This is a genomic window from Nonomuraea sp. NPDC050202, from assembly GCF_040656115.1.
GTDB lineage: Bacteria > Actinomycetota > Actinomycetes > Streptosporangiales > Streptosporangiaceae > Nonomuraea.
In genome coordinates this window covers 176,280-198,035 of the sequence record NZ_JBFALF010000011.1, presented here as the reverse complement: position 1 = coordinate 198,035, position 21,756 = coordinate 176,280, and the positions used below count along the sequence as shown (strand labels likewise).

Below are 21,756 nucleotides of genomic sequence, written 5' to 3'. Positions count from 1 at the left end.
CCAAGCCCTGCGGCCGGCGCGTGCGGCAAACCCGCGGCCGGCGCGTGCGGCAAACCCGCGGCTGGCACGTGCGGGATCCCGCGGCCGCGTGTGCGGGGAGCCGCGCGGCTTGCGCGTGCGGGAGGCCCGCGAGCGCGCGGCAGGGGTCAGAGTGCCGCGTCCGGCAGGCAGCGAGGGGTCCCGTGCAGTTCGTCCATGACCACCCGCCCGGCCACGCCGAACACGTCGGCCAGCAAGGCCGGTGTGATCACGTCCTTCGGCTTGCCGTCGGCCCGGACCCGTCCCTCATGGAGCGCGACGATGCGCTCGGCGAAGCGGGCGGCGTGGTCCAGTTCGTGCAGGACGGTCACGACGGTGAGGTCGCGGGCCTCGCGCAGGGCGCTCACGAGTTCGAGGACCTCGAGCTGGTGGCGGATGTCCAGGTGGGCGGTCGGCTCGTCCAGGAGCAGGATGCCGGTGTTCTGGGCCACGGCGAGCGCGAGCCGTACGCGCTGGCGCTCGCCGCCGGACAGCGTGTCGAGGACGCGGTCGGCGAGGTGGGCGACCCCGGCCAGCTCCAGCGCCTCGTCCATGGAGTCCGACTCCCACAGCAGTCCCAGCGCTCCCCGGTGCGGATAACGGCCCTGCCGCACGAGCTCGCGGACGGTCAGTGCGGGGACGGGCGGCAACGTCTGGTGCAGGACCGCCAGCCGCTGGGCCACCTGCCGGCGCGACAGGGAGGCCAGCTCCGTCCCGCCGAGCAGGATCCGGCCGGCCGACGGTTTGAGCAGGCCCGCGATGAGGCGCAGCAGCGTGCTCTTGCCGCACCCGTTCACGCCCACCAGGGCGACGAACTCGCCGGGCTCGACGGTGAGGTCGATCCCGGCCAGGACGGGGCGGGCGGCGTACGAGAAGTGCAGGTCCTGGACCACGACGCTCATTGAGATCTTCCCAGTCTGATCAGGACGGCGGAGCCGGCCAGCGCGGTGATCACGCCGGTCGGGACGCCGAGCCGGTGCGTGCCGTTGAGGAGGTGCCCGGCGAGCTGGGCGAGGCTGTCCGCGCCGGCGAGCGCGACGGCCCCGACGACGGCGGCGGTCAGGACGCGGCCCCCCAGCCTGCGGGCGACGTGCGGGGCGACCAGGCCGACGAAGGCGATCGCCCCGGCCAGAGCGGCCGCGCCGGCGGTCAGGGCGATCGCCACGGCGAGCGCGATGGCCCGGCCGAGGCCGGGGTGCAGGCCGAGCGAGGCGGCGTGGTCGTCGCCGGGCGTCAGCACGGCCAGCAGGCCCGAGCACGCCCACGCCAGGGCGATGCCGCCGGCGATCCACCAGGAGGCGAAGGCCAGGTGCTCCCACACCCGCCCCTCCACCGAGCCGATCAGCCAGCGCAGCGCGTTGCCGAACCTGCTGGGCTGGTAGGCCAGCAGCATCGTGGTCAGCCCGGCCAGCAACGCGCTGCCGAGCAGGCCGTGGACCACCAGGTTCGCCGGGTCACGGCCCGCCGAGAGCAGCCAGGTGACCCCGCCGCCCAGCGCGCCTCCGGCGAGCGCGGCCAGCAGCGCCCCGGCCGCGGAGTCGGCGGGGAACAGGCCGAGGGTGAGCCCGCCGAGGATGCCGAGCACCGCGCCGGGGTTCACGCCGGAGAACTCCGGCGCGGCCAGCGAGTTGCGCAGCGTCGCCTGGAGCACGTAGCCGGAGACGCCCAGGGCCGCGCCGGTGAGCAGCGCGGTGAGCAGGCGGGGCACGCCGAGCTCCCACACGATCTTCTCGGCCTGGCCGTCGGCGGCGCCGTCGAGCAGGCCCGCGACGGCGCCGATCGGCTGCCCGGAGACGAGCAGGTGCATGGCCGCGATCGCCACGAGCAGCGCCGCCGCCGTGGCCACCCGGCCGATCCCGGCCGTGCGTGCGCCGGGCGCCGGCCCCGTCGTGTGCGTCGTGGGCGTCGTGCGCGGCGTGCGCGTCATGTGGAGGCCCGCCTTCGCAGCAGGACGGCCCCCGTCAGGACGCCGGCCAGCGCCGTCCAGGCGCCGAGAGGGGTCTCCACCGGGGAGAACGCCAGCCGCGCCGCGACGTCGGCGGTCAGGGTGACCAGCGCGCCCAGCACGGCCGACCACGGCAGCCAGCTCCGGACGCCCGCGTGCGGGCGCAGCCGCCTGGCCACCACCGGGGCCAGGAACCCCACCCACGCGATCGGCCCGCAGGGGCCCGTCACGGCGCCGATCAGCAAGGTCGCCACCGCCAGCACCCCCAGCCGGGCCCGGTTCACCCGGCTGCCGAGGGAGGCCGCCGCGTCGTCGCCGAGCCGCAGCAGGCCGAGCGCGGGGACGCAGAGCACGACGAGCGGGATCGCGACGGCGAACCACGGCAGCGTCCTGGCGGTCTGCTCCCACATCAGGCCGGACAGGCTGCCGACGAGATAGCGGAAGAGCATGTCGTACTGGAGCCGGTCGGCGGTGGCCATCACGGCCAGCAGCAGCGCCTGGATGCCGGTCGAGACCGCGGCGCCGATCAGCAGGACGCCGCCGGCGCTGCGCCCGGACCGGGCGGCGGCCAGCGTGGCCAGCCCGCCGAGCGTGGCGCCGAGCAGGCCGGCCAGCGGGTACAGCGAGGGCGGCACGGGCAGCGCCCACACCACGCACACGCTCACGGCCAGCGCGGCGCCCGTCGAGACGCCGAGCATCTCCGGGACGGCGAGCGCGTTCCTGAGCGACTCCTGCAGGAGAAGCCCGGCCGTGCCGATGGCCGCGCCGCCGAGCAGGCCGATCAGCACGCGCGGCACGCGCAGCTCCCAGACCACGACGTGCGCGATCGAGTCCGGCGCGATCGACAGGAGGTCCTGAGGGGACACGAAGGGCGTGCCCAGGCACAATCCGGCCAGCACCACCGCGGCGAGGCCGAGCCCGGCCGCCCACGGCGCGAGCGTGAAGGGCCGCCCGGCGGTGCTCGCCGGGCGGCCGTCGAGCACCGTGGTCACGCCGCGGCCTTGGCCAGCGCCTGGTCCAGGATGATGCCGAACGCCCTGGTGCCGCGGCCCGACGCCCACAGCTCGGTCGGCACCTCGTGCACCTTGCCCGCCGCCACGGCGGGCACGCGCTTCCACACCGGGTTGTCCTTGTAGTGCTCGCTGACGGAGGTGCCGAAGGACTGGATGAAGATGACCTGGGGGGCCTTGGCCAGGATCTCCTCGATGCTGTAGGCCTGCGCGGTCTCGAAGCCGCCGCCCTTGCTGGGCCAGGGGTAGGCGAAGAACTGCGACATGAAGTGGCCCAGCACGTCCTCGGTGGTGTTCACGCCGACCGAGGTCCCGCCGTACATCGCCAGGACCGGCTTCTTGTCCAGCCCCGCGGCCCTGGCCCGGGTGAGCCCGTCGGCGAGCTTGGCGCGGAAGCGCGTCTCGGCCGCCGCCTGCTGCTGTCCCCGGTCGGTGAGCTGGGCGAGCGCGCGCAGGTAGCCGATCGAGTCGTCGTACGACTTCACCTGGACCACCCACAGCGGCGCGAACTTCTCCACGGCGGTCCTGAGCTGGTCGTGCACGCCGGCCAGGCCGATCACCAGATCCGGCTCCGCCTCGGCGATCTTCGCGACGTCCTCGCCGCCGAAGCTGCCCGGGATGACCGGGACCTCGGCGCCCTTCGCGCCCAGGTAGTCGGGGCGCGCCAGCAGCTTGGGCGTCGTCGTGGCCACCGGGGTCAGCCCCAGCTCGACGAGGGCGTCGTCACACAGGCCGGTCAGGCACACCACGCGCTCGGGCTTCTTCTTCAGCGTGAACGCCCGGCCGTGCGGATCGGTGACGGTCAGAGCCGCGCTGACCGGGGCGGCCGTCACCGCGGCGGCTCGCGGGCTCGGCGGGGCGGCGGTGCCGGTCGGGGGGTCGCTCTGACCACAGGACGCCACCGGAGCGAGCAGGGCGACGGCGATGAGGGACCGCCTCATCGCCGGCCAGAATCGCTGACCGCCGGGGGAGAGAGCGCCGCGGCGCATGGGACCTCCAGTTGTGAAAACCATTATCAACCCTAGACGGTGAAAATAGTTATCATTTACGATCCTTCGCATCAAGGGCGGCTCGTGCCTCCCGCCGGATCGGAAAGGACAGCGAGTGATCGTTCATCGCCGGCTGCTGCACCTGGCCGGCAGCGTCAGCGGGCCCATCGCGGCCTGCGTGGGGCTGGGCCTGGCCGTCAGCGCCGCGTACGTCGCCCAGGCCCTCCTGCTCACCGCGGCCCTGGCAGCTCTGGTGCGCGGCGACGCCATGGCCGCGGTGCGCCTGCTGGCCTGGGCCCTGGCGGTCATCGCGGCACGGGCGGCGCTGCTGTGGGCCAGGGAGGCCGTGACCGTGTGGGCCGGCGGGCTGATCAAGGCCAGGCTGCGCGACCGGCTGATCGTCCACCTCGGCCGGCTGGGGCCCGCTCACCTGGCCGGCGCCCGCACCGGGAACGTGCAGACCACGCTGGTCGAGGGCGTGGAGGGGCTCGACCCGTACTTCAGCCGCTACCTGCCGCAGGTCGTCATCACCTTCTGCGTGCCGGTGGCGCTGGTCGGCTGGCTGTTCACGGTCAACGTGCCGGCGGCGGCGGTCCTGGCCGTGGCGGTGGCGGGGGTCCTGATCATTCCGCGGTTCTGGGACGCGACGCTGCTGCGGCGGGGGCGCGGCCGGTGGGCCGCGTTCGCCGCGCTCGCCTCCGACTACCTGGAGGCCATGCAGGGCATGGCGACGCTGCGGGCGTTCGGCGCCGTCGGCACGCTCGGCGCGCGGCTGGCCGGGCGGGCTCACGACCTCTACCTGACCACCATGCGCCAGCTCAGGATCTCGCTGGTGGAGACCGGGATCAGCACGTTCTTCGTCCAGGCGGGCACGGCCGCGGCCATCCTCGCCGCCACGACCGCGGGCAGCGCGTGGCAGGTGTTCGCGGTCCTGGTGATCGCCGTGGAGTGCTTCCGCCCGGTGAAGGGCCTCTCCGACGCCTGGCACGCCGGATATCTCGGGATCACGGCGGTCGACGGCATCGAGGCCCTGCTGTCGGCGTCCCCCGCCGTCGAGGACCGGGGCACGCGGCGCGACCTCCCCGCGGCGCCCGCCATCACGTTCGAGCACGTCACCTTCACCTACCCGGGCTCCCGGCAGCCCGCCGTCCGCGACGTCTCCTTCACCGTCGAGCCGGGCCGCACCGTCGCCCTGGTCGGCCCGTCCGGCGCGGGCAAGAGCACGCTCGCCGCCCTCCTGCAACGCCACCACGACCCCGACCAGGGACGGATCACGATCGGCGGGATCGACGTGCGCGACCTCACGCTCGACACCCTGCGCGGCGGGGTCGCGGTGGTGGCGCAGGACACCTACCTCTTCCACGGCACCGTCGCCGAGAACCTGCGCCTGGCCAGACCGGACGCCGCAGACGAGGACCTGGTCGCCGCCGCCCGGCTGGCCGCCGCCCATGACTTCATCGCCACGCTGCCCGACGGCTACGACACGCCGCTGGGGGAGCGCGGGGCGACACTGTCGGGCGGTCAGCGGCAGCGCCTGGCCATCGCGCGGGCGCTGCTGGCCGGCGCCCCCGTCCTGGTGCTCGACGAGGCCACCTCGCACGTGGACGCGCGCACCGAGCAGGCCCTGTCCGAGGTGCGGCGCGGCCGTACCTGCCTGATGATCGCCCACCGGCCCGACACCATCCACCAGGCCGACCACGTGGTGACCCTGGAGAACGGCACCCTTCTGGAGACCGTGGCATGAACCCGTCCATCCGCTGGCTCGCGGGCGCCGTCGGCGCGCACCGCCGCGCCTTCGTCTCCACCCTCGTCTCGAACCTGCTCGGGCAACTCGCGGCGCTCGGCGCGGCCGTCACCGGCGCCTGGCTCGTCGGCCGGGCGATCAGCGGGCAGAGCGCGCCGCTCGACCTGGCCGGCGCCGTGCTCGGCGGGCTGGTCGCCGTGGCCACGCTGGCCGCCTGGTGGGAGACCTACGTCGCGCACGACCTGGCGTACCTGGTGCTGGCCAGGCTCAGAGGCCAGGTGTACGACGCGATCGCCAGGATCGCCCCGGCCCGCCTGCTCGGCCGCCGCAGCGGCGACCTGTCGGCGGCCGTGCTCTCGGACATCGAGACCCTGGAATGGCTGTTCGCGCACACCCTGGCGCAGCTCATCACGGCAGGCACGGTGCTGATCGCCGGCGGAGTGGCCGCGGCGGCGATCGATCCGCTGCTGCTGACGGTGTCGCTGCCGCTGGCCGCGTGCGTGGTGGCCGTGCCGCTGTGGTTCCGCAAGGCCTCGCGCCGGCAGGGCGACGAGCTGCGCGCCGCCACCGCCGAGCTGACCTCCGACGTCATCGACACCGTCCAGGGCATGCCCGAGCTCACCGCCTTCCGCGCGCTGGAACGCCGCAGGGACCTGCTGGCGCGCAAGACCCGCCGGCTGGCCCGCGCCCAGGCGGCCAACGCGGCCCGCGGCGGTTTGGAGGCGGCCCTCACCGACCTGCTCCTCGCCGTCGCGGCGGCCGGGACGCTGCTCCTGGTCGCCACGGTGATCCGCACCCCGGCCGACGCCCCGGTGGCCATGGTGCTGGCCGCCGGCGCGCTGGGCCCCGCGGCGCGGGTGGCGCTGCTGCTCAAGGAGTACGGCACGCTGCGCGCGGCGGCCGACCGCGTGCACACGCTGGTCACCGCGCCCGCCAACGTGTCCCCGCCGCGCGAGCCGCTCCAGGTGGCCGACCGGCCGGACGTGGTCTTCGAGGACGTGCGCTTCCGGTACACCCCCGATGGGCCCGAAGTGCTGCGCGGGGTGTCCTTCCGCATCCCGTACGGCAAGACGGTCGCCCTGGTCGGGGCCTCGGGGGCGGGCAAGTCCACCTGCGTGTCGCTCCTGCTGCGCTACTGGGACCCGGACGGCGGGCGCATCCTGGTGGGTGGCGTGCCGCTGCCGCGGATCGCCGCACCGCACCGGCACGTCACGGTGGTGCCGCAGGACGTGCGCCTGTTCGCCGGCACGATCGAGGAGAACGTCCGGCTCGGCGCCCCCGGAGCCGAGGTGGCAGGCGCCCTGCGCACCGCCCAGCTCACCATCGACCCCGAACTGCCGGTCGGCGAGCGAGGCGTCACCCTGTCCGGCGGGCAGCGCGCCAGGGTGGCCGTCGCCCGGGCACTCGCCACGGGCGCGCCGGTGCTCGTGCTGGACGAGGCGGTGGCCAACCTCGACACCGACAACGAGAAGCGCCTCACCGAGGCGCTCCGGCAAGCCGCGGCGGGCCGGGCCACGCTCGTCATCGCCCACCGCCTGTCCACCATCCGCCAGGCCGACCACATCGTGCTGCTGGAAGAGGGACGCGTCGCCGCCGAAGGCTCCTACGACGAGCTCGGCGAGCGGCTGTCCCACCTGTTCGCACCCCGGCCGTGAGGCCCGGCGGCGAGCGGCCGTGGGCGAGGAGCCCTGCGGCGAGGTCGATGGCGTCCACGTGGCCGCGCGGTCCGGCGGCCCGAGCGGTCGGGACGGCTGAGGAGACCGCAAAATTCATGCATATCAAGTAGGAATAGTTGACTATCGGAAGCGCGGTGTGTAGCGTCATGATCATGAGTCACCGCTGCCCGGCGCCCCGCGGGCGCGCGATGCCGGACACCCGCAGGAGGGCACGCCGGTGAAGTGACGACACGGACTCATCCAGGGAGGACGCGCGGTGGGCGCGATCGTGGTGATCGGCGCGGGACCGGCCGGGACGTGCGTGGTGGACAGGATCTGCGCCAACGCCGCACCGCCGGGCAGGGGACGGGCGATGGAGGTCCACGTGGTGGATCCGGGCCCGCCGGGGACGGGACGCCCGCCGGGGAGCGACGCCCCGGCAGGTGAGCACGCGTTGGAGCGGATCGTGCGCGACGCGCCGTGCGGCGTCCGGGTGCGCGTGCACCGTGACCGGGCGATCGGGCTCACCGAGTCGGACGGCAGGCAGCTCGTACGGCTCATGGGAGGCGGAACCCTGGAGGCGGACGCCGTGGTGCTGGCCCACGGCCGCCCCGGAGTCCCGATCGAGCCCGCTCAGCAGCCGGAGGCGGCCTTCGCCGCCCGGCACGGGCTGCTCCACCTGCCCGGTGGGTCCGATCAGGAGCCTGACCTGGAGAACGTGCCCGCGGGCGAGCCGGTGCTGGTGCGCGGTGCGGGACGGGCGTTCGCCGACCTGCTGGCGCCGCTCACCGTCGGGCGCGGCGGCCGCTTCACCCGGGGACGCCGGGGCGAGCCGGTCTACCTGCCCGGCGGCTTCGAACCCCTCCTGTACGTGGGCTCGCGGCGCGGCGTGCCCCACCACGCGCGTCCCGGGTACCGCCTGACCGGCGAATTCAGGCCACGGAGGTTCCCGGACGAAGGCGACGCGCGGCAGGCGACGGCCAAGGAGCTGGCGTACGCCTACTACCAGGAACTGTTCACCGCCCACCCGTCCCGAACGAGGACGACGTGGGCGGCGTTCGAGCCCGCCTTCGCCCGCGCCGAGCAGGGCGGCAAGGAGATGCGCGCCCTGGTGACCAGGTCCGTGCCGCGCTTCGCCGACCGGCTTCACCTCGACCGGCTCGAACGCCCGCTGCACGGCATGCGCTTCGGCGACCTGGCCGGGCTGCAACGGTGGATGCACGGCTACCTCGCGGCCGACCTGGAGCGGCGGGCCGACCCCGGCTTCAGCCTCGATCTGGCGCTGGTCCGCGCGCTGCTGGACGCGCGCCTTCGCATGGCGGGCGATCCGTGGTTCGAGGGGCTGTTCGGCCTGCTGGCCGACGGCCCGTCCCTGGCCCGCCAGGCCGAGCTGCACGCCCTGGCCAGGGCGGGGGTCGTCACCTTCATCGGGGCCGAGCCGCGCATCGAGCAGGGCGAGGACGGCTGGCGGGCGAGCGGCCCCACCGTTCCCGGCACGACGACGGCGCGGACGCTCATCGAGGCGCGGCGGCCCCGGTCCCGCCTGGACCGCTGCGCCGACCCGCTGATCGCCGCCCTGTACGCGCGGGGCGAGTGCCGTGAAGCGGCGGGCCTGCTGGACGTGCGCCTCCCCGACGGCCGGCTGGTCGGCGGGGACGGCTCCGTCCACGGCCGCCGCTTCGCCGTGGGCTCCCTGGCCGCGGCCGGCACGGGAGGCGACAGCCCCGTGACGCTGCCGCGCCGGGCCGACGCGGTGGCGCGGGCCGTGCTGTCCCAGGTCTCCGGGGCGCTGGTGCGTGCGGCGGCCTGACGTCTACGGCCGGCCTTCACGGACCGCGACCGGCATGCCCTCACGCACACCCTGGAGAGAGGCGCATGCCGACAGGGGCGGGCTGTCGGCGGTGCCGCCCGCAAGCAGGTCGTCGGCGGGTGCTGCGGCAGCGTGGCGATCACCGGCGGCAGCGCGGAGCTGAGCATCGCGTGGTGCGCGCCCTTGCCCTCGGCCGGCATCTTGATGCCCTGGTCGTTGGTGGCCGAGCCGAAGCCCTCCTGCATGTAGCCCTTGGCGCGCACGTCGGCCAGGTGGTCGAACCCGGCCTTCGCGGTGGGGGTGGTGGCGTAACCTGCCAAGCGTCAAGAGGTTCGATGGGTAACGGTTTTCCATCGTCGGTCGCGCCGGGAGGGGAGCAGGGAGAGGCGCTGACCGGCTGCTCTGGGTAACGTTACCCATCGCGTTCGGAGCGGCGGATCCGTACAATCTGGCGACGTCGGGACGAGGAGAGGCGGCACATGGTCACACGAGACCGGCAGCGCAGGGTGACGATCACGGACGTGGCCAGGCACGCCCAGGTGTCCACCACCGCGGTGTCGAAGGTGCTGCGCAACGCCTACGGCGTCAGCGAGGCGATGCGGGCCAAGGTGCAGGCCGCCATCGACGAGCTCGGCTACCGCCCGCAGCACGCGGCCCGGGCCATGCGCGGGCGCACCTTCACCATCGGCGTGCTGCTGCCGCACATCCGCAACCCGTTCTTCGCCGACATCATCGACGGCCTGACCGAGGAGATCTCCGCCAGCGGCTACCAGGCCATCATGGTGCAGAGCGGCGGCCGCGACCCCGCCGACGAGCGCCGGGCGAGCGACGCGCTGGTGGACCGGCAGGTGGACGGCGTGCTCTGGGTCGCCCCGGTCTGCACCAGGGCGCAGCTGGAGAAGCTGGCCAAGGACACCCCCCTCGTGGTGCTCGGCCGCCATGACCGCTCCGCCCTGTACGACTGCGTGCTCGACGACGACGAGGTCGGCGCCGAGCTGGTGGTCGAGCACCTCATCGGGCTCGGCCACCGCCGCATCGCGCACATCACCCAGAAGGACGCCCTCGGCGGCCGCACCGCCACCCTGCTGCACACGATCAGGGCCACGACCTACGAGCGGGTCATGACCGAGCACGGCCTGGCCGAGCACATCGCCATCGCCGCCACCTCCTACACCGAGGAGGGCGGCTACGAGGGCACCCGCGAGCTGCTGGCCCGCGTCCCCCGCCCCACCGCCGTCTTCGCCGGCGCCGACCAGGCCGCCTTTGGCGCCCTCGCCGCCATCCACGAGGCGGGCCTGACCGTGCCCGGCGACATCTCGGTGGCCGGCTACGACAACGCCCGCATCACCGGCCTCGCGCACGTCGCGCTGACCAGCATCGACCAGGACGGCGCCATCATGGGCAAGACCGCCGGCCGGCTGCTGCTCGAACGCATCGCCGGCCGCACCGCCGCGGTGCGCTTCTCCGTCACGCCGACCCTCGTGGCCCGCCGCTCCACAGCGCCTCCGGCGGCCCGGTAGCCCGCCGCCGGCCGCGAGCTGCCCGCCGCGAGCCGCTCACCGGCGCCTTCGCCGTCGGCGCGGTCGTCGCACGGTCGTCGCACGGTCGTCGGCACGGTCGTCGGCACGGCTGGCGGTACGGTCGGCGGCAGGGTGGCCGCGCGCCGCGGGAGGGGCCTTTCGTGCGAGTACAACTGCTCGTCCATGTCCTGGGCTTCCCCCCTTCCTGCCCGGCGGTGCCTGGCGAGCGATCAGGAATCGAGAAGCGCAGATCACGCGTCCGGACGTACCGTCGCGGTGAGCCGGCTGCCGGCGTGACCGCACGGGTGCCCGTGCGGACCTGGTCGAAAGGAAGGTCCCATGTGCCACCCCTCGTGGAGCCGCGCCCTGGCCACGGCGCACCACCTGAACGACCTCGCGCGGCTGCGGCGCGTACGGGACCGGATCGACCGGGAGTACGCGCAGCCGCTGGACGTCGAGGCGCTGGCCCGCGGCGTGCACATGTCGGCCGGCCATCTCAGCCGCGAGTTCCGGCGCGCCTACGGCGAGTCGCCGTACGCGTACCTGATGACGCGCCGCATCGAGCGCGCGATGGCGCTGCTGCGCCGGGCCGACCTGACCGTCACCGAGGTCTGCTTCGCGGTCGGCTGCTCGTCGCTGGGCACCTTCAGCACCCGCTTCACCGAGCTGGTCGGCGTGCCGCCCACCGTCTACCGGCGTGAGGCGGCCCGCGCGACCGCGGGCATGCCGTCCTGCGTCGCCAAGCAGGTGACCCGCCCGATCAGGCGGCGGGCGGCGCAGGTCCAGGCGCCCCGGCTAACGTGACGTCATGGACATCACCATTCACACCACGACTCTTCCCCACGACGACCCGGACACCTCCCTGGCCTTCTACCGCGACGCCCTCGGCTTCGAGGTCCGCAGCGACGTCGGCCGCGGCAAGATGCGCTGGATCACGGTCGGCCCCACCGGCCAGCCCGGCACGTCCATCCTCCTGGCGCCGCCGGCCGCCGATCCCGGCATCACCGACGACGAGCGGCGCACCATCGCGGAGATGATGGCCAAGGGCACCTTCGGCTGGATCCTGCTGGCCACCGCCGATCTGAAGAGCACGTTCGAGCAGGTCCAGGCCGCCGGTGCGGAGGTCGTCCAGGAGCCGATGGACCAGCCGTACGGGGTGCGCGACTGCGCCTTCCGCGATCCCGCGGGCAACCTGGTCCGCATCCAGGAGGTGCGCTGAGCCGCGCCCGTTCATCTGACCTCGTCCCAGGGCATGCCCTCGATGCGCTCGATGTGCTCCTCCCCCCACTCGCCCAGCGGTGCCATCGCCCTGTTGAGCGAATGGCCGAAGTCGGTGAGCGAGTACTCCACCTTCGGCGGGACCTGGTGGTACACCTCGCGATGCAGCAGCCCGGTGGTCTCCATCTCGCGCAGTTGCGAGATCAGCACCCGCTCGCTGATGCCGGGGACCGCGCGCCGCAGCTCACCGAAACGCAGGGCGCCGTCCTGCAGCGCGAAGAGGATCAGCCCCTTCCACTTGCCTCCCATGACGGCGATGGCGGCGTCGAGCCCGCACGTGAACGTCCGCTTCCTCGTCTCCTTCACGGTCCCATACTGACATTCTTGTCAGTACCCGGGGAAATAGTAGGTACTTGAGCGAATGCGCGTGTTCCGGCCAGCATGGACGCAGCCGCCGCGCTGAGACCGGTGGCTCCTCCTTCGATCTCTGTGGCTGGAGTACGCATATGACCGCGACACCTGTGACCGTCATCGGCCTCGGCTCGATGGGCACGGCACTGGCCGGCGCCTTCGTCGAGGCGGGGCACCCGACCACCGTCTGGAACAGGACCGCCGCCAAGGCCGCGCCCCTCGTCGCGATGGGGGCCGGGCACGCGCGGGCCGTCGAGGACGCGGTGGCGGCGAGCCCGCTGATCGTCACCTGCCTGACCACGTTCGACGACACCCGGCGGGCCCTGGAGCCGGCCGCCGCGCGGCTTCGCGGCCGGGCCCTGGTCACCCTGAACAGCGGCTCCCCGGCCGGCGCCCGCGAGACGGCCGCATGGGCCGGCGGCCTCGGCGCCCGGTTCCTGGCCGGAGCGGTCAAGAACGTGCCCTCGGCCGTGGGAGCGCCGGAGACGCTGCTCTACTACAGCGGCGACAGGTCCGTCTTCGAGGAGTTCGAGGCGACGCTGAGGGTGCTCGGCGGCGACACCGTGCACCTCGGCGAGGAGAGCGACCTCGCCGCCCTGTACGAGATGGCCGTGGGCGCCATGCTGCTGCCCGCCCTCACCGGCTTCTTCCAGGGCGCCGCCGCCGTCCAGGCGCGCGGGCTGGAGGTGAGCTCGATGGTGCGGTTCGCCGGCAAGTGGCTGGACATGATCAAATCCCTGCTGCCGGTCTACGCCCGCGAGATCGACGGCGGCGACTACACCGACGCCGCCTCCTCCGTGAACCTCTTCCTCGCCGGCGCGGCTCACGACGCGGAGCTGGGCGAGGAGACGAACGTCGACACGGCCTGGCTCGCCCCGCTCTACGACCTGCTGCGGCGGGCGGCCGAGGCGGGCCACGGCGACCACAGCATCTCGGCCCTCACCGAGGTGCTCAGGAAGCCGGCGTGACGGTCGTACGCGTCAGGGCCGGCCGGCTCATCGGTAGGAGTCGATGAGCCGGGCGAGGTGCCTGCCGGCGATCTCCAGCGGCGCCTCGCTCCGGGACACCTGCGCCGACAGCTCCGCGCCCTCCAGCAGGTTGATCACGCTGTGCGCGAGGTCGTGCGCCACGTCCTCGGCGAAGCCGGAGCGCCTGAGCTTGTCGCGCACCAGCGAGCGCCACTGCTCGTAGGCCTCCTCGGCGGCCTGCTGGAGCTCCGGCACCCGGCCCGCGCTCTCCAGCGCCGTGGTGGTGACGGGGCAGCCGTCCAGCCACCCGGACGCGCGCAGGTCGCGCGCCAGGTCGCGGGTGCAGGCGAGGACCGCCGCGGCGGGGTCGTCCTCCCGGTCGAAGGCCGCGGTGAGGAACTCGGCGAACTCCGCGCCGCCGTGGCGGACCGCCTCGACCGCGAGCTCCCGCTTCCCGCCGGGGAAGAAGTGGTAGACCGAGCCCAGGGTGGCCCGCGCCTCCTGGGAGATCTGCTTGAGGCCCGTCGCCTCGTACCCCTGGCGCTGCATCAGGAGCGAGGTGGTCCGGACGATCCGCTCCCGGGTGCCGATCTCGTGCATGACCGCATCTTACTGGATAGAGCGTTCGTTCCAACGCTGTGCTACGGTCCAGGTTCTGGATAGAGCGTTCGTTCCAGCGATGGGAGATCCATGATGAAGTCGGTGACCGTGATCGGGCTGGGCCCCATGGGGAGCGCCATGGCCGGCGCCTACCTGCGTGCCGGTTACGACGTGACCGTGTGGAACCGCACGCCTGCCAGGGCGGACGAGCTGGTGACGCAGGGCGCGCGGCGGGCGGGATCGGTGGCGGCGGCGCTCGCCGCGAACGAGCTGGTGGTGCTGAGCCTGACCGACTACGACGCGATGGACGCCATCCTGGCGCAGGCGCCCGAGGCCGCGCTGGCCGGGCGCACCCTGGCCAACCTCACCTCCGACACCCCGGACAGGGCCCGCCGGGCGGCCGCCTGGCTGGCCGGGCGCGGGGCCGTGCAGATCACCGGCGGCGTCCAGGTGCCGCCTCCGGGCATCGGCGCGCCGGACGCCATGACGTACTACAGCGGCCCCGAGGACGCCGTCGAGGCGCACCGGGCCGCCCTCGAGGTGCTGACCGGGATCGACTACCTCGGTGCTGACCACGGGCTGGCGGCGCTGTACTACCAGATCGGGATCGACATGTTCTGGACGGCGCTGCTCGGCTACCTGCACGGCCAGGCGGTGGCGGAGGCCAACGGGATCTCGGCGGAGGCGTTCCTGCCGCGGGCGGTGAAGACCATGGACCTGCGCTACTTCCTGGAGTTCTACGCGCCGCGCATCGCCGCGGGCCACCACGAGGGGGACGTCGACCGGGTCTCCATGGGCGTGGCGAGCCTGGAACACGTCCTGCGCACCACGCAGGAGTCCGGCGTCGACGACTCGCTGCCCGCCGCCGCCCTGGAGATCTTCCGCCGGGGCGTCACCGCCGGCCACGGCCAGGACAGCCTCACCAGCCTGCTCGGCGTGCTGAAGCGGCGCTGACGGAGCCGGAGGGCGCACCCGGGCGCCGGGTCTCAGGAGGTCGTGGGCGTGACCGTGAAGTAGGGGGAGACCTCGAGCTCGTCCGCCGACTCCAGCAGCTTGTGCGTGAGCTTGCCGTCGAAGGCGACGACGCGGACCTCGTCGTCTCTGCCGTTGTCGTGCTCCCAGCAGTACAGGTGCGACTCGTCGTACCAGCCGAGCACCTTGTCGCAGTCGGAGGAGAACCTGCGTACCTGCTTGCCGGTGCCCGCGTCCCACAGGCAGTGATCGTCGCTGCCGGGGCAGCCCGTCACGAACGTCCTGCCCGAGGGGGAGAAGATGTCGAGGGTGCCGGCCGCCAGCGGCCCGATGCCCGGGACGTCACGGACGCGCCTGCCGGCGGCGTCGAAGAAGCGCAGCCCCTCGTCCTTGCCGTAGACGGCGACCACGCCCTGTTCGGCGCCGTCCCAGCCGAAGTTGCCGCCGCGGATGGAGTCGTCGGCCACGTGCACCACGTCGACCTCGCGGCGCGACACGTCCACGATGGCGAAGCCCAGGGTGGTCCAGACGTCCTCGCCCTGCTCGTCCTCGGTCTTCCTGTCGAGGTTGAGGAGGATCCTGGAGCTGTCCCTCGACCAGGCGCGGAGGCTGGTGTCCAGCGGTTTCCTGACGGTCTTGACCCGGAAGCTGGAACCGTCCCGCCTGTCGGTGATGAGCAGCGAGTCGTAGCCGTCGGAGGTGTAGTCGTCCGGCCGTCCCGCCAGGAAACGGCCGTCGGGGGAGACCAGCGACTCCACGTTGTCCGGATACGCGTCGAACGTGCCCCGCAGCGACTGCCGGGCGTAGTCGACGTCCTCGTCGAGCTTCTTGTCGTAGACCTCGTACGCCGTCAGGGTGATCGGGTCGGACGGGCGCTCGTAGAGGGTGATCGCGCCGCCGGGCAGCGCGATCTCGGAGGGGGCGACCGGCGGGGCGGGGGTCACCGCCCGGCCCGACGGCGAGGGCGCCGGCGGGCGCAGCCAGCCGGGCACGGCCAGCCCGGTCACCAGGACGGCCGTGACGATCATGGCCCCCGCGGCGACGAGGAGCGCGGCGAGCCTCGGCCTGGAACGACCCGCGGGCGCGGCACCGCCGGGAGCGGCCTGCCTGGCGCCCGCCGCGAGCGGGTCGGCACCCGGCTCCGGATTCCGCAGCAGGCAGGTGATCACGTCCGTGGCCGTCGGCCGGCGCTCCGGCTCCTTGGCCAGGCACCGCAGCACCAGGTCGCCCAGCGGCCCGTCGAGCGAGCCCAGATCGGGCCGGGCGTTGAGCACCCGGTTCATCACGGCGTGCACCCCGTCGCCGCCGAACGGCGCTCGCCCGCAGGACGCGAAGACCATCGTCCCCGCCCAGGCGAACATGTCGGCCGCGGGTCCCACGCCGCGCCCCATGACCTGCTCGGGAGCCATGTACGCGGGCGTCCCGATCTGCGTGCTGCTGGTCAGGGTGGCCGGGCCGAGCGCGCGGGCGATGCCGAAATCGATCACGCGCGGGCCGGTGGCGCCCATGATGACGTTGCCGGGTTTGAAGTCCCGGTGCACCACGCTGGCCTGGTGGACCGCGGCGAGCGCGGTGGCGGTGCCGATGGCCAGCCGTTCCAGGTCCCCGCCCGCGAGCGGGCCGTCCTCCCTGACCACCCGCTCCAGCGAGCGGCCCTCGACGTACTCGCTGACGATGTACGGCCTGCCCTGCTCGACGCCCGTGCTCAGCACGGCGGCGGTGCAGAACGGCGCCACGCGCTGGGCGACCTCCGCCTCCCGCAGGAAGCGCTCGAAGCCGTCCTCCCCGGCCGGGCGCAGCCACTTGACGGCCACGCGCACGTTCATGGGGGTCCTGGCGAGGTAGACGACGCCCTGCCCGCCTTCGCCGAGCCTGCCGAGGAGTTCCAGGCCGCCCAGCTCCTCCGGGTCACCGGGCAACAGCGGCGTGAAGTCAGCCATGGGCCATTGTGATCCCATGCGGTGGATCTCCAGCAAGTGCCCGCCGGGGATCAGCCTGAGCTGCACGGGGTGGAAGCGAGGCCGAGCTGCCGTTCGCCGCCCTGCAACTCCTGCTCTCGCCGGCGATGCGCCGCCTGCCCGCCCTGCCGGGGCCCGAAGGCGCGGGCAGTGCGCGGGGCGTTCGGGCTGGCCGCGCCGCGCCGGGATGCGCCAGGTCGCGCGGGAGGCCGGGGTCTCGCCGACGACCGTGAGCAACGTCCTGGACGATCCTGAGCCGGTCGCCGAGGAGCCCGGCCAGGAGGGGCATGAGCGCCCCGCCCAGCCCGACGTCTACCTGCGCTGATCCCGCATCGCGGCGGCGCGGCCGCGGGTGTCGACCGCGGGGGCCAGGAAGACGGCGGAGATCACGAAGGCGAGCACCACGAGCATGGCGGTGCGCAGGCCCCAGTGGTCGCCGAGGAAGCCGAGGCCTGGTGGCCCGACGAGGAAGGCGACGTAGCCGATGGTGGCCACCAGGCTGACGCGGGCCGTCTCGTCGGGCCCGGTCTCGCCCGCGGCCGACAGCGCGACGGGGAAGCCCAGCGAGGCGCCGAGCCCCCAGAACAGGACGGCCGCTCCGGCCAGCACGGCGTTGTCCGAGAAGATGACCAGGAGCAGCCCGATCGCTCCCGAGACGGCGCTGGCCCGGACGACGGCCGTGCGGCCGAAGCGGTCGAGGAAGTAGGCGCCGCCGAAGCGGCCGATGGTCATGGCGGCGGCGAAGCCGGTGTAGACGAGCGACCCGGCGGTGGCGTCCACGCCGTGCCCGTCCACCATGAGCAGCGGCAGCCAGTCGTTGGCGGCGCCCTCGGCCAGCGCCATCGCCAGGACGATCGCGCCGATCAGGACGAGCTGGGTGTCCTTCCAGAGCCTGGGCCGCGGCCGGCCGGAGCCGGCTTCCCCGGGTGCGCCGGTGCCGGTGCCCGCGGGGATGGCGCGGACGGCGTACAGGAGCATCGCGGCCGCGATCAGGGTGACCGCGGCCAGATGCCAGTGCACCGGCAGGCGGGCGGCGGTGGCCGCGATGCCCGCGCAGGAGCCCACGACCGTGCCCAGGCTGAAGCAGCCGTGCAGGATGGGCATGGTCGTCTTCCCGGTGATGCGCTCGACGTCGGCGGCGTCGACGTTGATCGCGACCTCGCCCCCGCCCATGCCCGCGCCGAACGCGAACAGGCCCGCCATGACCAGGGGAGCCGACGACAGCAGGCTGCCGGCGCTGATGACGGCCAGGCCGGCGACGATCAGCGCGGTGCCGACGCCCATGACGGGCCTGGTCCCGAAGCGCGAGACGAGCCGCCCCGAGCACAGGACCCCGATCATGGAGCCGAGCGACAGGCCGAACAGGATCAGGCCCATCTGGGCGGTGGACGCCTCCAGGCCGTCACGGAGGTCCGGGGTGCGGGTCACCCACGACGACATCGCGATTCCGGGGAGGAGGAAGAACAGGAACAGCGCCTGCCGGCGCCGTCGCGTGGCGAGGTCCATGCAGCTCCGTGATCGTTCGGCAGGCTTAAGGGGGATATCGATACCTATAGGTGATGAGTGTGATCATATAGGGCGAAAGCCTCACACGCGGTCGTAGGTCCATCCGGAGGCGCGCAGGGTCAGGCCGTCGAGGTAGTCGTAGTCCGGCCGCTCATCCCTTCAGCCCGCCGGCCAGCAGGTCGGCGCGCCAGAACCGCTGCAGCACCAGGACGAGCGCGATCAGCGGGATGACGGACACGGCCGAGCCCATGATCACCAGCGGGTAGAGGTCGCTGTCGCCCGCGCCCTTGGACAGGAACGTGTACAGCCCCAGGGTGATCGGGTATTTCTCCTGGTCGGAGAGCATGATGAAGGGCAGCAGGAAGTTGTTCCAGATGCCGACGAACTGCAGCAGGAACACCGTGACGAGCCCCTGCACCATCATGGGCAGCACGATGGTGCAGAAGATGCGCAGCTCGCCTGCCCCGTCCAGGCGGGCCGCCTCCAGGGTGCTCTCCGGCACCGCGGCGTTGGCGAACACCCGGCACAGGAAGATGCCGAACGGGTTGATGATCACCGGGAGCAGCACCGACCAGTGGGTCCCCGCCAGGCCGACGCTCGCCAGCAGCAGGTACTGCGGGACGGCCAGCACGATGCCGGGCACGAGCACCCCGGCCAGGATCACCGAGAACAGCACCTCGCGCCCGCGGAAGCGGAACTTGGCCAGGGCATATCCGGCCATGGCCGACACCAGCGTGGACAGGACCGCGCCGAGGCCGGCGTACAGCAGCGAGTTGAGCCCCCACCGCCAGAACTGGCCGTCGCCGTAGGAGCTCAGGTTCGCCAGGTTGTCCAGCAGGCCGCTGCCGGGCGCGAAGGAGAAGGTGGTGAACAGCTCGCGCGGCGACTTGGAGGCGGCGATGACCACCCAGACCACGGGGGTCAGGCAGTACAGCGCGCCGAGCAGCAGCACCACGAGCGGCAGCTGCGGCCGGCGCCCGGCGCGGGGACGGCGGCGGCGGAACTGGCGGTCCCCGGTGGAGGTGATGGCCGTCATGCGTTGTCCCCGAACGTGCGGCGCTGGAAGAAGCGCAGCAGCAGGAGCGACAGGACGAGGATGCCCGCCGCGAGCACGACGGAGGCGGCCGCGGCCCCGCCGAGGTTGTCGTTCACGAATGCCTCTTGGTAGATCTTCATCAGCGGCACCCAGGTGGAGCTGATGGTGGTCGTCATCGGCCGCAACGTGGCCGGTTCGCTGTAGAGCTGCAGGGTGCCGATCACCGAGAACAGGCCGGTGAGCACGAGCGCGGGCGCCACCAGCGGGATCTTGATGCGCCAGGCGATCTGCAGCTCGCCGGCCCCGTCGATGCGGGCCGCCTCGTAGATGGAGGTGGGGATGGCGCGCAGCGACGTGAAGATGATGATCATGTTGAAGCCGACGCCGGACCACAGCGCGATGTTGGCCAGCGAGAAGTACAGGGCGGGAAAGCCGAAGAAGTCCAGCGGGCCGGCGTCGAGCTGCCTGGCGAGGTAGGAGACGGGGCTGGTGCTGGGCAGGTACAGGAACCCCCACAGCAGGCTGGCGATCACGCCCGGCACCGCGTACGGCAGGAAGATCGCCGTACGGGAGAAGCCGCGCGCCCGCACCCTCGGGGTGTCGAGCAGCAGCGCGAACAGCAGGGCCAGGCCGAGCACGCTGGGGATGGCGATCACCCCGTACAGCAGCACCCGGCCGAGCCCGGCCACGAACTCGGGGTCCGTGAGCGCGGCGAGGTAGTTCTCGAAGCCGACGAACGCCTGCGTCCGCCGCCCGAACGCGCCGCCGCCCTCGACGCGGAAGCCGCGGAAGCTCAGGTAGACGGCGTAGCCGATCGGGACGACCAGGAACAGGACGAAGAAGACGATCGCGGGTGTGGCGAACAACCACGGGGTGGCGACGGCGCGCAGGCGGGGGCGCCGGCCGGCGGAGGTGGCGGGCATGAGACGTCCAGAGTGGGATCGAGCGCTACTTGGTGACGGTGTAGCCGGACTTCTGCAGGTCCGCGACGACGGCCTGCTGCGTGGCCTGGTACACCGCGCGGAAGGAGGTCTTGTCGAGCGCGGCCTTGTTGAGCGCGTCACCGAAGGCGGTCTGCGCCACGTTCACGTTCGGCCCCCACGTCACCGGGATCGTGGTGTTCTTGATCACCTGGTCGGTGACCTGGTAGAAGTCCTTCTGCTGCGGCATCAGCTTCGGCGGCTCGTGCGTCAGGGTCGCCTGCCTGCCGGCGTTGCCGCCGGGGAAGAGATCGAGGCCGAGCAGCAGCTTGGAGCCCTCCTCGGAGGCGCCCAGCCAGGCGGCGAACGCCGCGGCCTCCTTGGCGTGCTGCGACTTGGCCGGCACCAGGTATGCGGAACCCCCCAGGAACGGCACGGCGGCCTGGCCCTTCGTCCACTGCGGCAGCGGCGCGGACTCCCACTTGCCGGCGGTGTCCGGCGCGACCGAGTAGATCACGCTCGGCGCCCACGCCGCGGCGGCCCAGCTCAGGATCTTGCCGTTGTTGACCTGGGCGTTCCACTCGGGGGTGAGCAGCGGCTCGACCTTGACCAGGTCCCGCTCCACCAGGTCCTGCCAGAAGTCGGCGGTCTTCAGCGAGGACTCGCCGTCGATGCCGACCTTCCAGGCGTTGCCGTCGGTGCTCCACCACGCCGCGCCCGCCTGGGCGGCGTGCGCGGCGAAGAACTCGAGCTGGTTGGCGGCGAAGCTGGCGATGTAGGCCTCGGGGTCCTTCTCGCGGATCTGCTCGGCGGCCTCGGCGTACTCGTCCCAGGTGGTCGGGACCTTGACGCCGTACTTGTCGAACAGGTCCTTGCGGTAGGTGAGGACCATCGGGCCGATGTCCTGGGGCACGCCGTAGACCTGGTTGCCGAAGGTGGTCTGGGCCCAGATGTTGGGCTCGACGTTCGCCTTGACGCCGGCCACGTCGGCGGTGATGTCCTTGACGGCTCCGGCCACCACCAGGGCGGGCAGGCCGCGGTACTCGATCTGCACCACGTCGGGGGTGTCGCCGGCCTGGTCGGCGGCCAGCAGCTTGGAGGCGGTCTCCGTGGTGCCGCCGACCTCCGACAGCTTGACGGTGACGTTCGGGTTCAACTGGTGGTACTTGTCGGCGATCGCCTTGGCCGCCGGGTCGCTGCCCTTCAGGCTCCAGGTCCAGAACTCCAGCGTGACCGGCCCGCTCGCGCTCGCGGTCTCCGAAGGGCTGTCGCCGGAGGAGCAGGCGGCCAGCGACGCCGTCAGGGCGATCGCCAGGGCGGCGCCCAGCAGCGTACGGCGGCGGTGTCCCCCCGCTCGGGGCGAGGTGGGGGTCGGTGCAGTCATGGACGGGCTCCTCGGCAAGGTGGTGCGTTCCGCGGCGGGATGCCGGGTTCGTGCGTTGGGATCTAACCTGATGTTAACGTTGTCATGCTGTC

20 protein-coding genes are annotated in these 21,756 nt (G+C 73.2%); 9 read left to right on the top strand and 11 right to left on the bottom strand.

All coding sequences use genetic code 11. From position 1 onward, the window contains the following. Positions 1-146 precede the first annotated feature (146 nt). Genes AB0I79_RS28470 through AB0I79_RS28455 form a run of 4 tightly spaced genes read right to left on the bottom strand, consistent with a single transcriptional unit; the run spans position 147 to position 3,914 of the window. Positions 147-920: an ABC transporter ATP-binding protein gene (locus AB0I79_RS28470; protein WP_357878795.1), complete on the bottom strand. Its 774-nt coding sequence runs from the start codon at positions 918-920 to the stop codon at positions 147-149. After that, the gene (locus AB0I79_RS28465; protein WP_357878792.1) at positions 917-1,945 is read right to left on the bottom strand and encodes an iron chelate uptake ABC transporter family permease subunit; all 1,029 of its coding nucleotides are present in this window, start codon (positions 1,943-1,945) and stop codon (positions 917-919) included. The genes AB0I79_RS28470 and AB0I79_RS28465 overlap by 4 nt, the downstream gene beginning before the upstream one ends. Continuing rightward, positions 1,942-2,955 carry an iron ABC transporter permease gene (locus AB0I79_RS28460; protein ID WP_357878789.1) on the bottom strand — a complete coding sequence of 338 codons (1,014 nt, stop codon included), beginning with the start codon at positions 2,953-2,955 and terminating at the stop codon, positions 1,942-1,944. Before AB0I79_RS28460 ends, AB0I79_RS28465 begins: the two co-directional genes overlap by 4 nt. Next, entirely contained in the window at positions 2,952-3,914 is a 963-nt protein-coding gene (locus AB0I79_RS28455) for an ABC transporter substrate-binding protein (protein WP_357878786.1), read from the bottom strand. Before AB0I79_RS28455 ends, AB0I79_RS28460 begins: the two co-directional genes overlap by 4 nt. A 163-nt stretch (positions 3,915-4,077) precedes the next feature. Between AB0I79_RS28455 and AB0I79_RS28450 the strand changes: the two genes are divergently transcribed. The 6 genes from AB0I79_RS28450 (at position 4,078) to AB0I79_RS28425 (ending at position 11,910) form a co-directional block, all read left to right on the top strand. Further along, the gene (locus AB0I79_RS28450) at positions 4,078-5,706 is read left to right on the top strand and encodes an ABC transporter ATP-binding protein (RefSeq protein WP_357878783.1); all 1,629 of its coding nucleotides are present in this window, start codon (positions 4,078-4,080) and stop codon (positions 5,704-5,706) included. Further along, positions 5,703-7,361 (top strand): ABC transporter ATP-binding protein, encoded by a 1,659-nt coding sequence (locus tag AB0I79_RS28445; protein WP_357878780.1) that lies wholly within the window; start codon positions 5,703-5,705, stop codon positions 7,359-7,361. The genes AB0I79_RS28450 and AB0I79_RS28445 overlap by 4 nt, the downstream gene beginning before the upstream one ends. Positions 7,362-7,638: 277 nt before the next feature. After that, entirely contained in the window at positions 7,639-9,171 is a 1,533-nt protein-coding gene (locus tag AB0I79_RS28440) for an FAD/NAD(P)-binding protein (RefSeq protein ID WP_357878777.1), read from the top strand. 479 nt (positions 9,172-9,650) lie between these two features. After that, positions 9,651-10,691, top strand: coding sequence for a LacI family DNA-binding transcriptional regulator (locus AB0I79_RS28435; protein ID WP_357878773.1), 1,041 nt, complete (start codon positions 9,651-9,653; stop codon positions 10,689-10,691). Between the two features lie 339 nt (positions 10,692-11,030). Beyond that, positions 11,031-11,495 carry a helix-turn-helix transcriptional regulator gene (locus tag AB0I79_RS28430; RefSeq protein WP_357878769.1) on the top strand — a complete coding sequence of 155 codons (465 nt, stop codon included), beginning with the start codon at positions 11,031-11,033 and terminating at the stop codon, positions 11,493-11,495. 4 nt (positions 11,496-11,499) lie between these two features. Then, positions 11,500-11,910 carry a VOC family protein gene (locus tag AB0I79_RS28425; protein WP_357878766.1) on the top strand — a complete coding sequence of 137 codons (411 nt, stop codon included), beginning with the start codon at positions 11,500-11,502 and terminating at the stop codon, positions 11,908-11,910. 11 nt (positions 11,911-11,921) lie between these two features. Here the strand turns inward: AB0I79_RS28425 and AB0I79_RS28420 are convergent, their stop codons facing one another. Further along, positions 11,922-12,275 (bottom strand): helix-turn-helix domain-containing protein, encoded by a 354-nt coding sequence (locus AB0I79_RS28420; protein WP_357878763.1) that lies wholly within the window; start codon positions 12,273-12,275, stop codon positions 11,922-11,924. Between the two features lie 140 nt (positions 12,276-12,415). Between AB0I79_RS28420 and AB0I79_RS28415 the strand changes: the two genes are divergently transcribed. Next, positions 12,416-13,288 (top strand): NAD(P)-binding domain-containing protein, encoded by an 873-nt coding sequence (locus AB0I79_RS28415; protein WP_357878760.1) that lies wholly within the window; start codon positions 12,416-12,418, stop codon positions 13,286-13,288. A 27-nt stretch (positions 13,289-13,315) separates the two neighbouring features. Here the strand turns inward: AB0I79_RS28415 and AB0I79_RS28410 are convergent, their stop codons facing one another. Next, entirely contained in the window at positions 13,316-13,888 is a 573-nt protein-coding gene (locus tag AB0I79_RS28410; protein WP_357878757.1) for a TetR/AcrR family transcriptional regulator, read from the bottom strand. Between the two features lie 90 nt (positions 13,889-13,978). Between AB0I79_RS28410 and AB0I79_RS28405 the strand changes: the two genes are divergently transcribed. Continuing rightward, a complete protein-coding gene (locus AB0I79_RS28405; RefSeq protein WP_357878754.1) occupies positions 13,979-14,842 on the top strand; it encodes an NAD(P)-binding domain-containing protein in 864 nt (287 codons plus the stop codon). Positions 14,843-14,874: 32 nt separating this feature from the next. Here AB0I79_RS28405 and AB0I79_RS28400 read toward each other — a convergent pair whose 3' ends face one another. Beyond that, entirely contained in the window at positions 14,875-16,800 is a 1,926-nt protein-coding gene (locus AB0I79_RS28400) for a WD40 repeat domain-containing serine/threonine protein kinase (RefSeq protein ID WP_357878750.1), read from the bottom strand. Positions 16,801-17,005: 205 nt separating this feature from the next. On the opposite strand from AB0I79_RS28400, the gene AB0I79_RS28395 reads away from it, so the two are divergent. Continuing rightward, a complete protein-coding gene (locus tag AB0I79_RS28395) occupies positions 17,006-17,143 on the top strand; it encodes a LacI family DNA-binding transcriptional regulator (RefSeq protein ID WP_357878747.1) in 138 nt (45 codons plus the stop codon). Here AB0I79_RS28395 and AB0I79_RS28390 read toward each other — a convergent pair. From AB0I79_RS28390 to AB0I79_RS28375, 4 genes are all read right to left on the bottom strand, one after another. Beyond that, positions 17,131-18,324 carry an MFS transporter gene (locus AB0I79_RS28390; protein WP_357878744.1) on the bottom strand — a complete coding sequence of 398 codons (1,194 nt, stop codon included), beginning with the start codon at positions 18,322-18,324 and terminating at the stop codon, positions 17,131-17,133. The two genes, AB0I79_RS28395 and AB0I79_RS28390, sit on opposite strands and share 13 nt — an antisense overlap. A 151-nt stretch (positions 18,325-18,475) precedes the next feature. Next, on the bottom strand, positions 18,476-19,360 hold the full coding sequence (locus AB0I79_RS28385; RefSeq protein ID WP_357878741.1) for a carbohydrate ABC transporter permease: 885 nt from the start codon (positions 19,358-19,360) through the stop codon (positions 18,476-18,478). Next, positions 19,357-20,283, bottom strand: coding sequence for a sugar ABC transporter permease (locus tag AB0I79_RS28380; protein WP_357878737.1), 927 nt, complete (start codon positions 20,281-20,283; stop codon positions 19,357-19,359). The genes AB0I79_RS28385 and AB0I79_RS28380 overlap by 4 nt, the downstream gene beginning before the upstream one ends. A 25-nt stretch (positions 20,284-20,308) precedes the next feature. Next, complete coding sequence (locus tag AB0I79_RS28375; RefSeq protein ID WP_357878734.1) at positions 20,309-21,664, bottom strand: extracellular solute-binding protein; 1,356 nt, start codon at positions 21,662-21,664, stop codon at positions 20,309-20,311. Positions 21,665-21,756 lie beyond the last annotated feature (92 nt).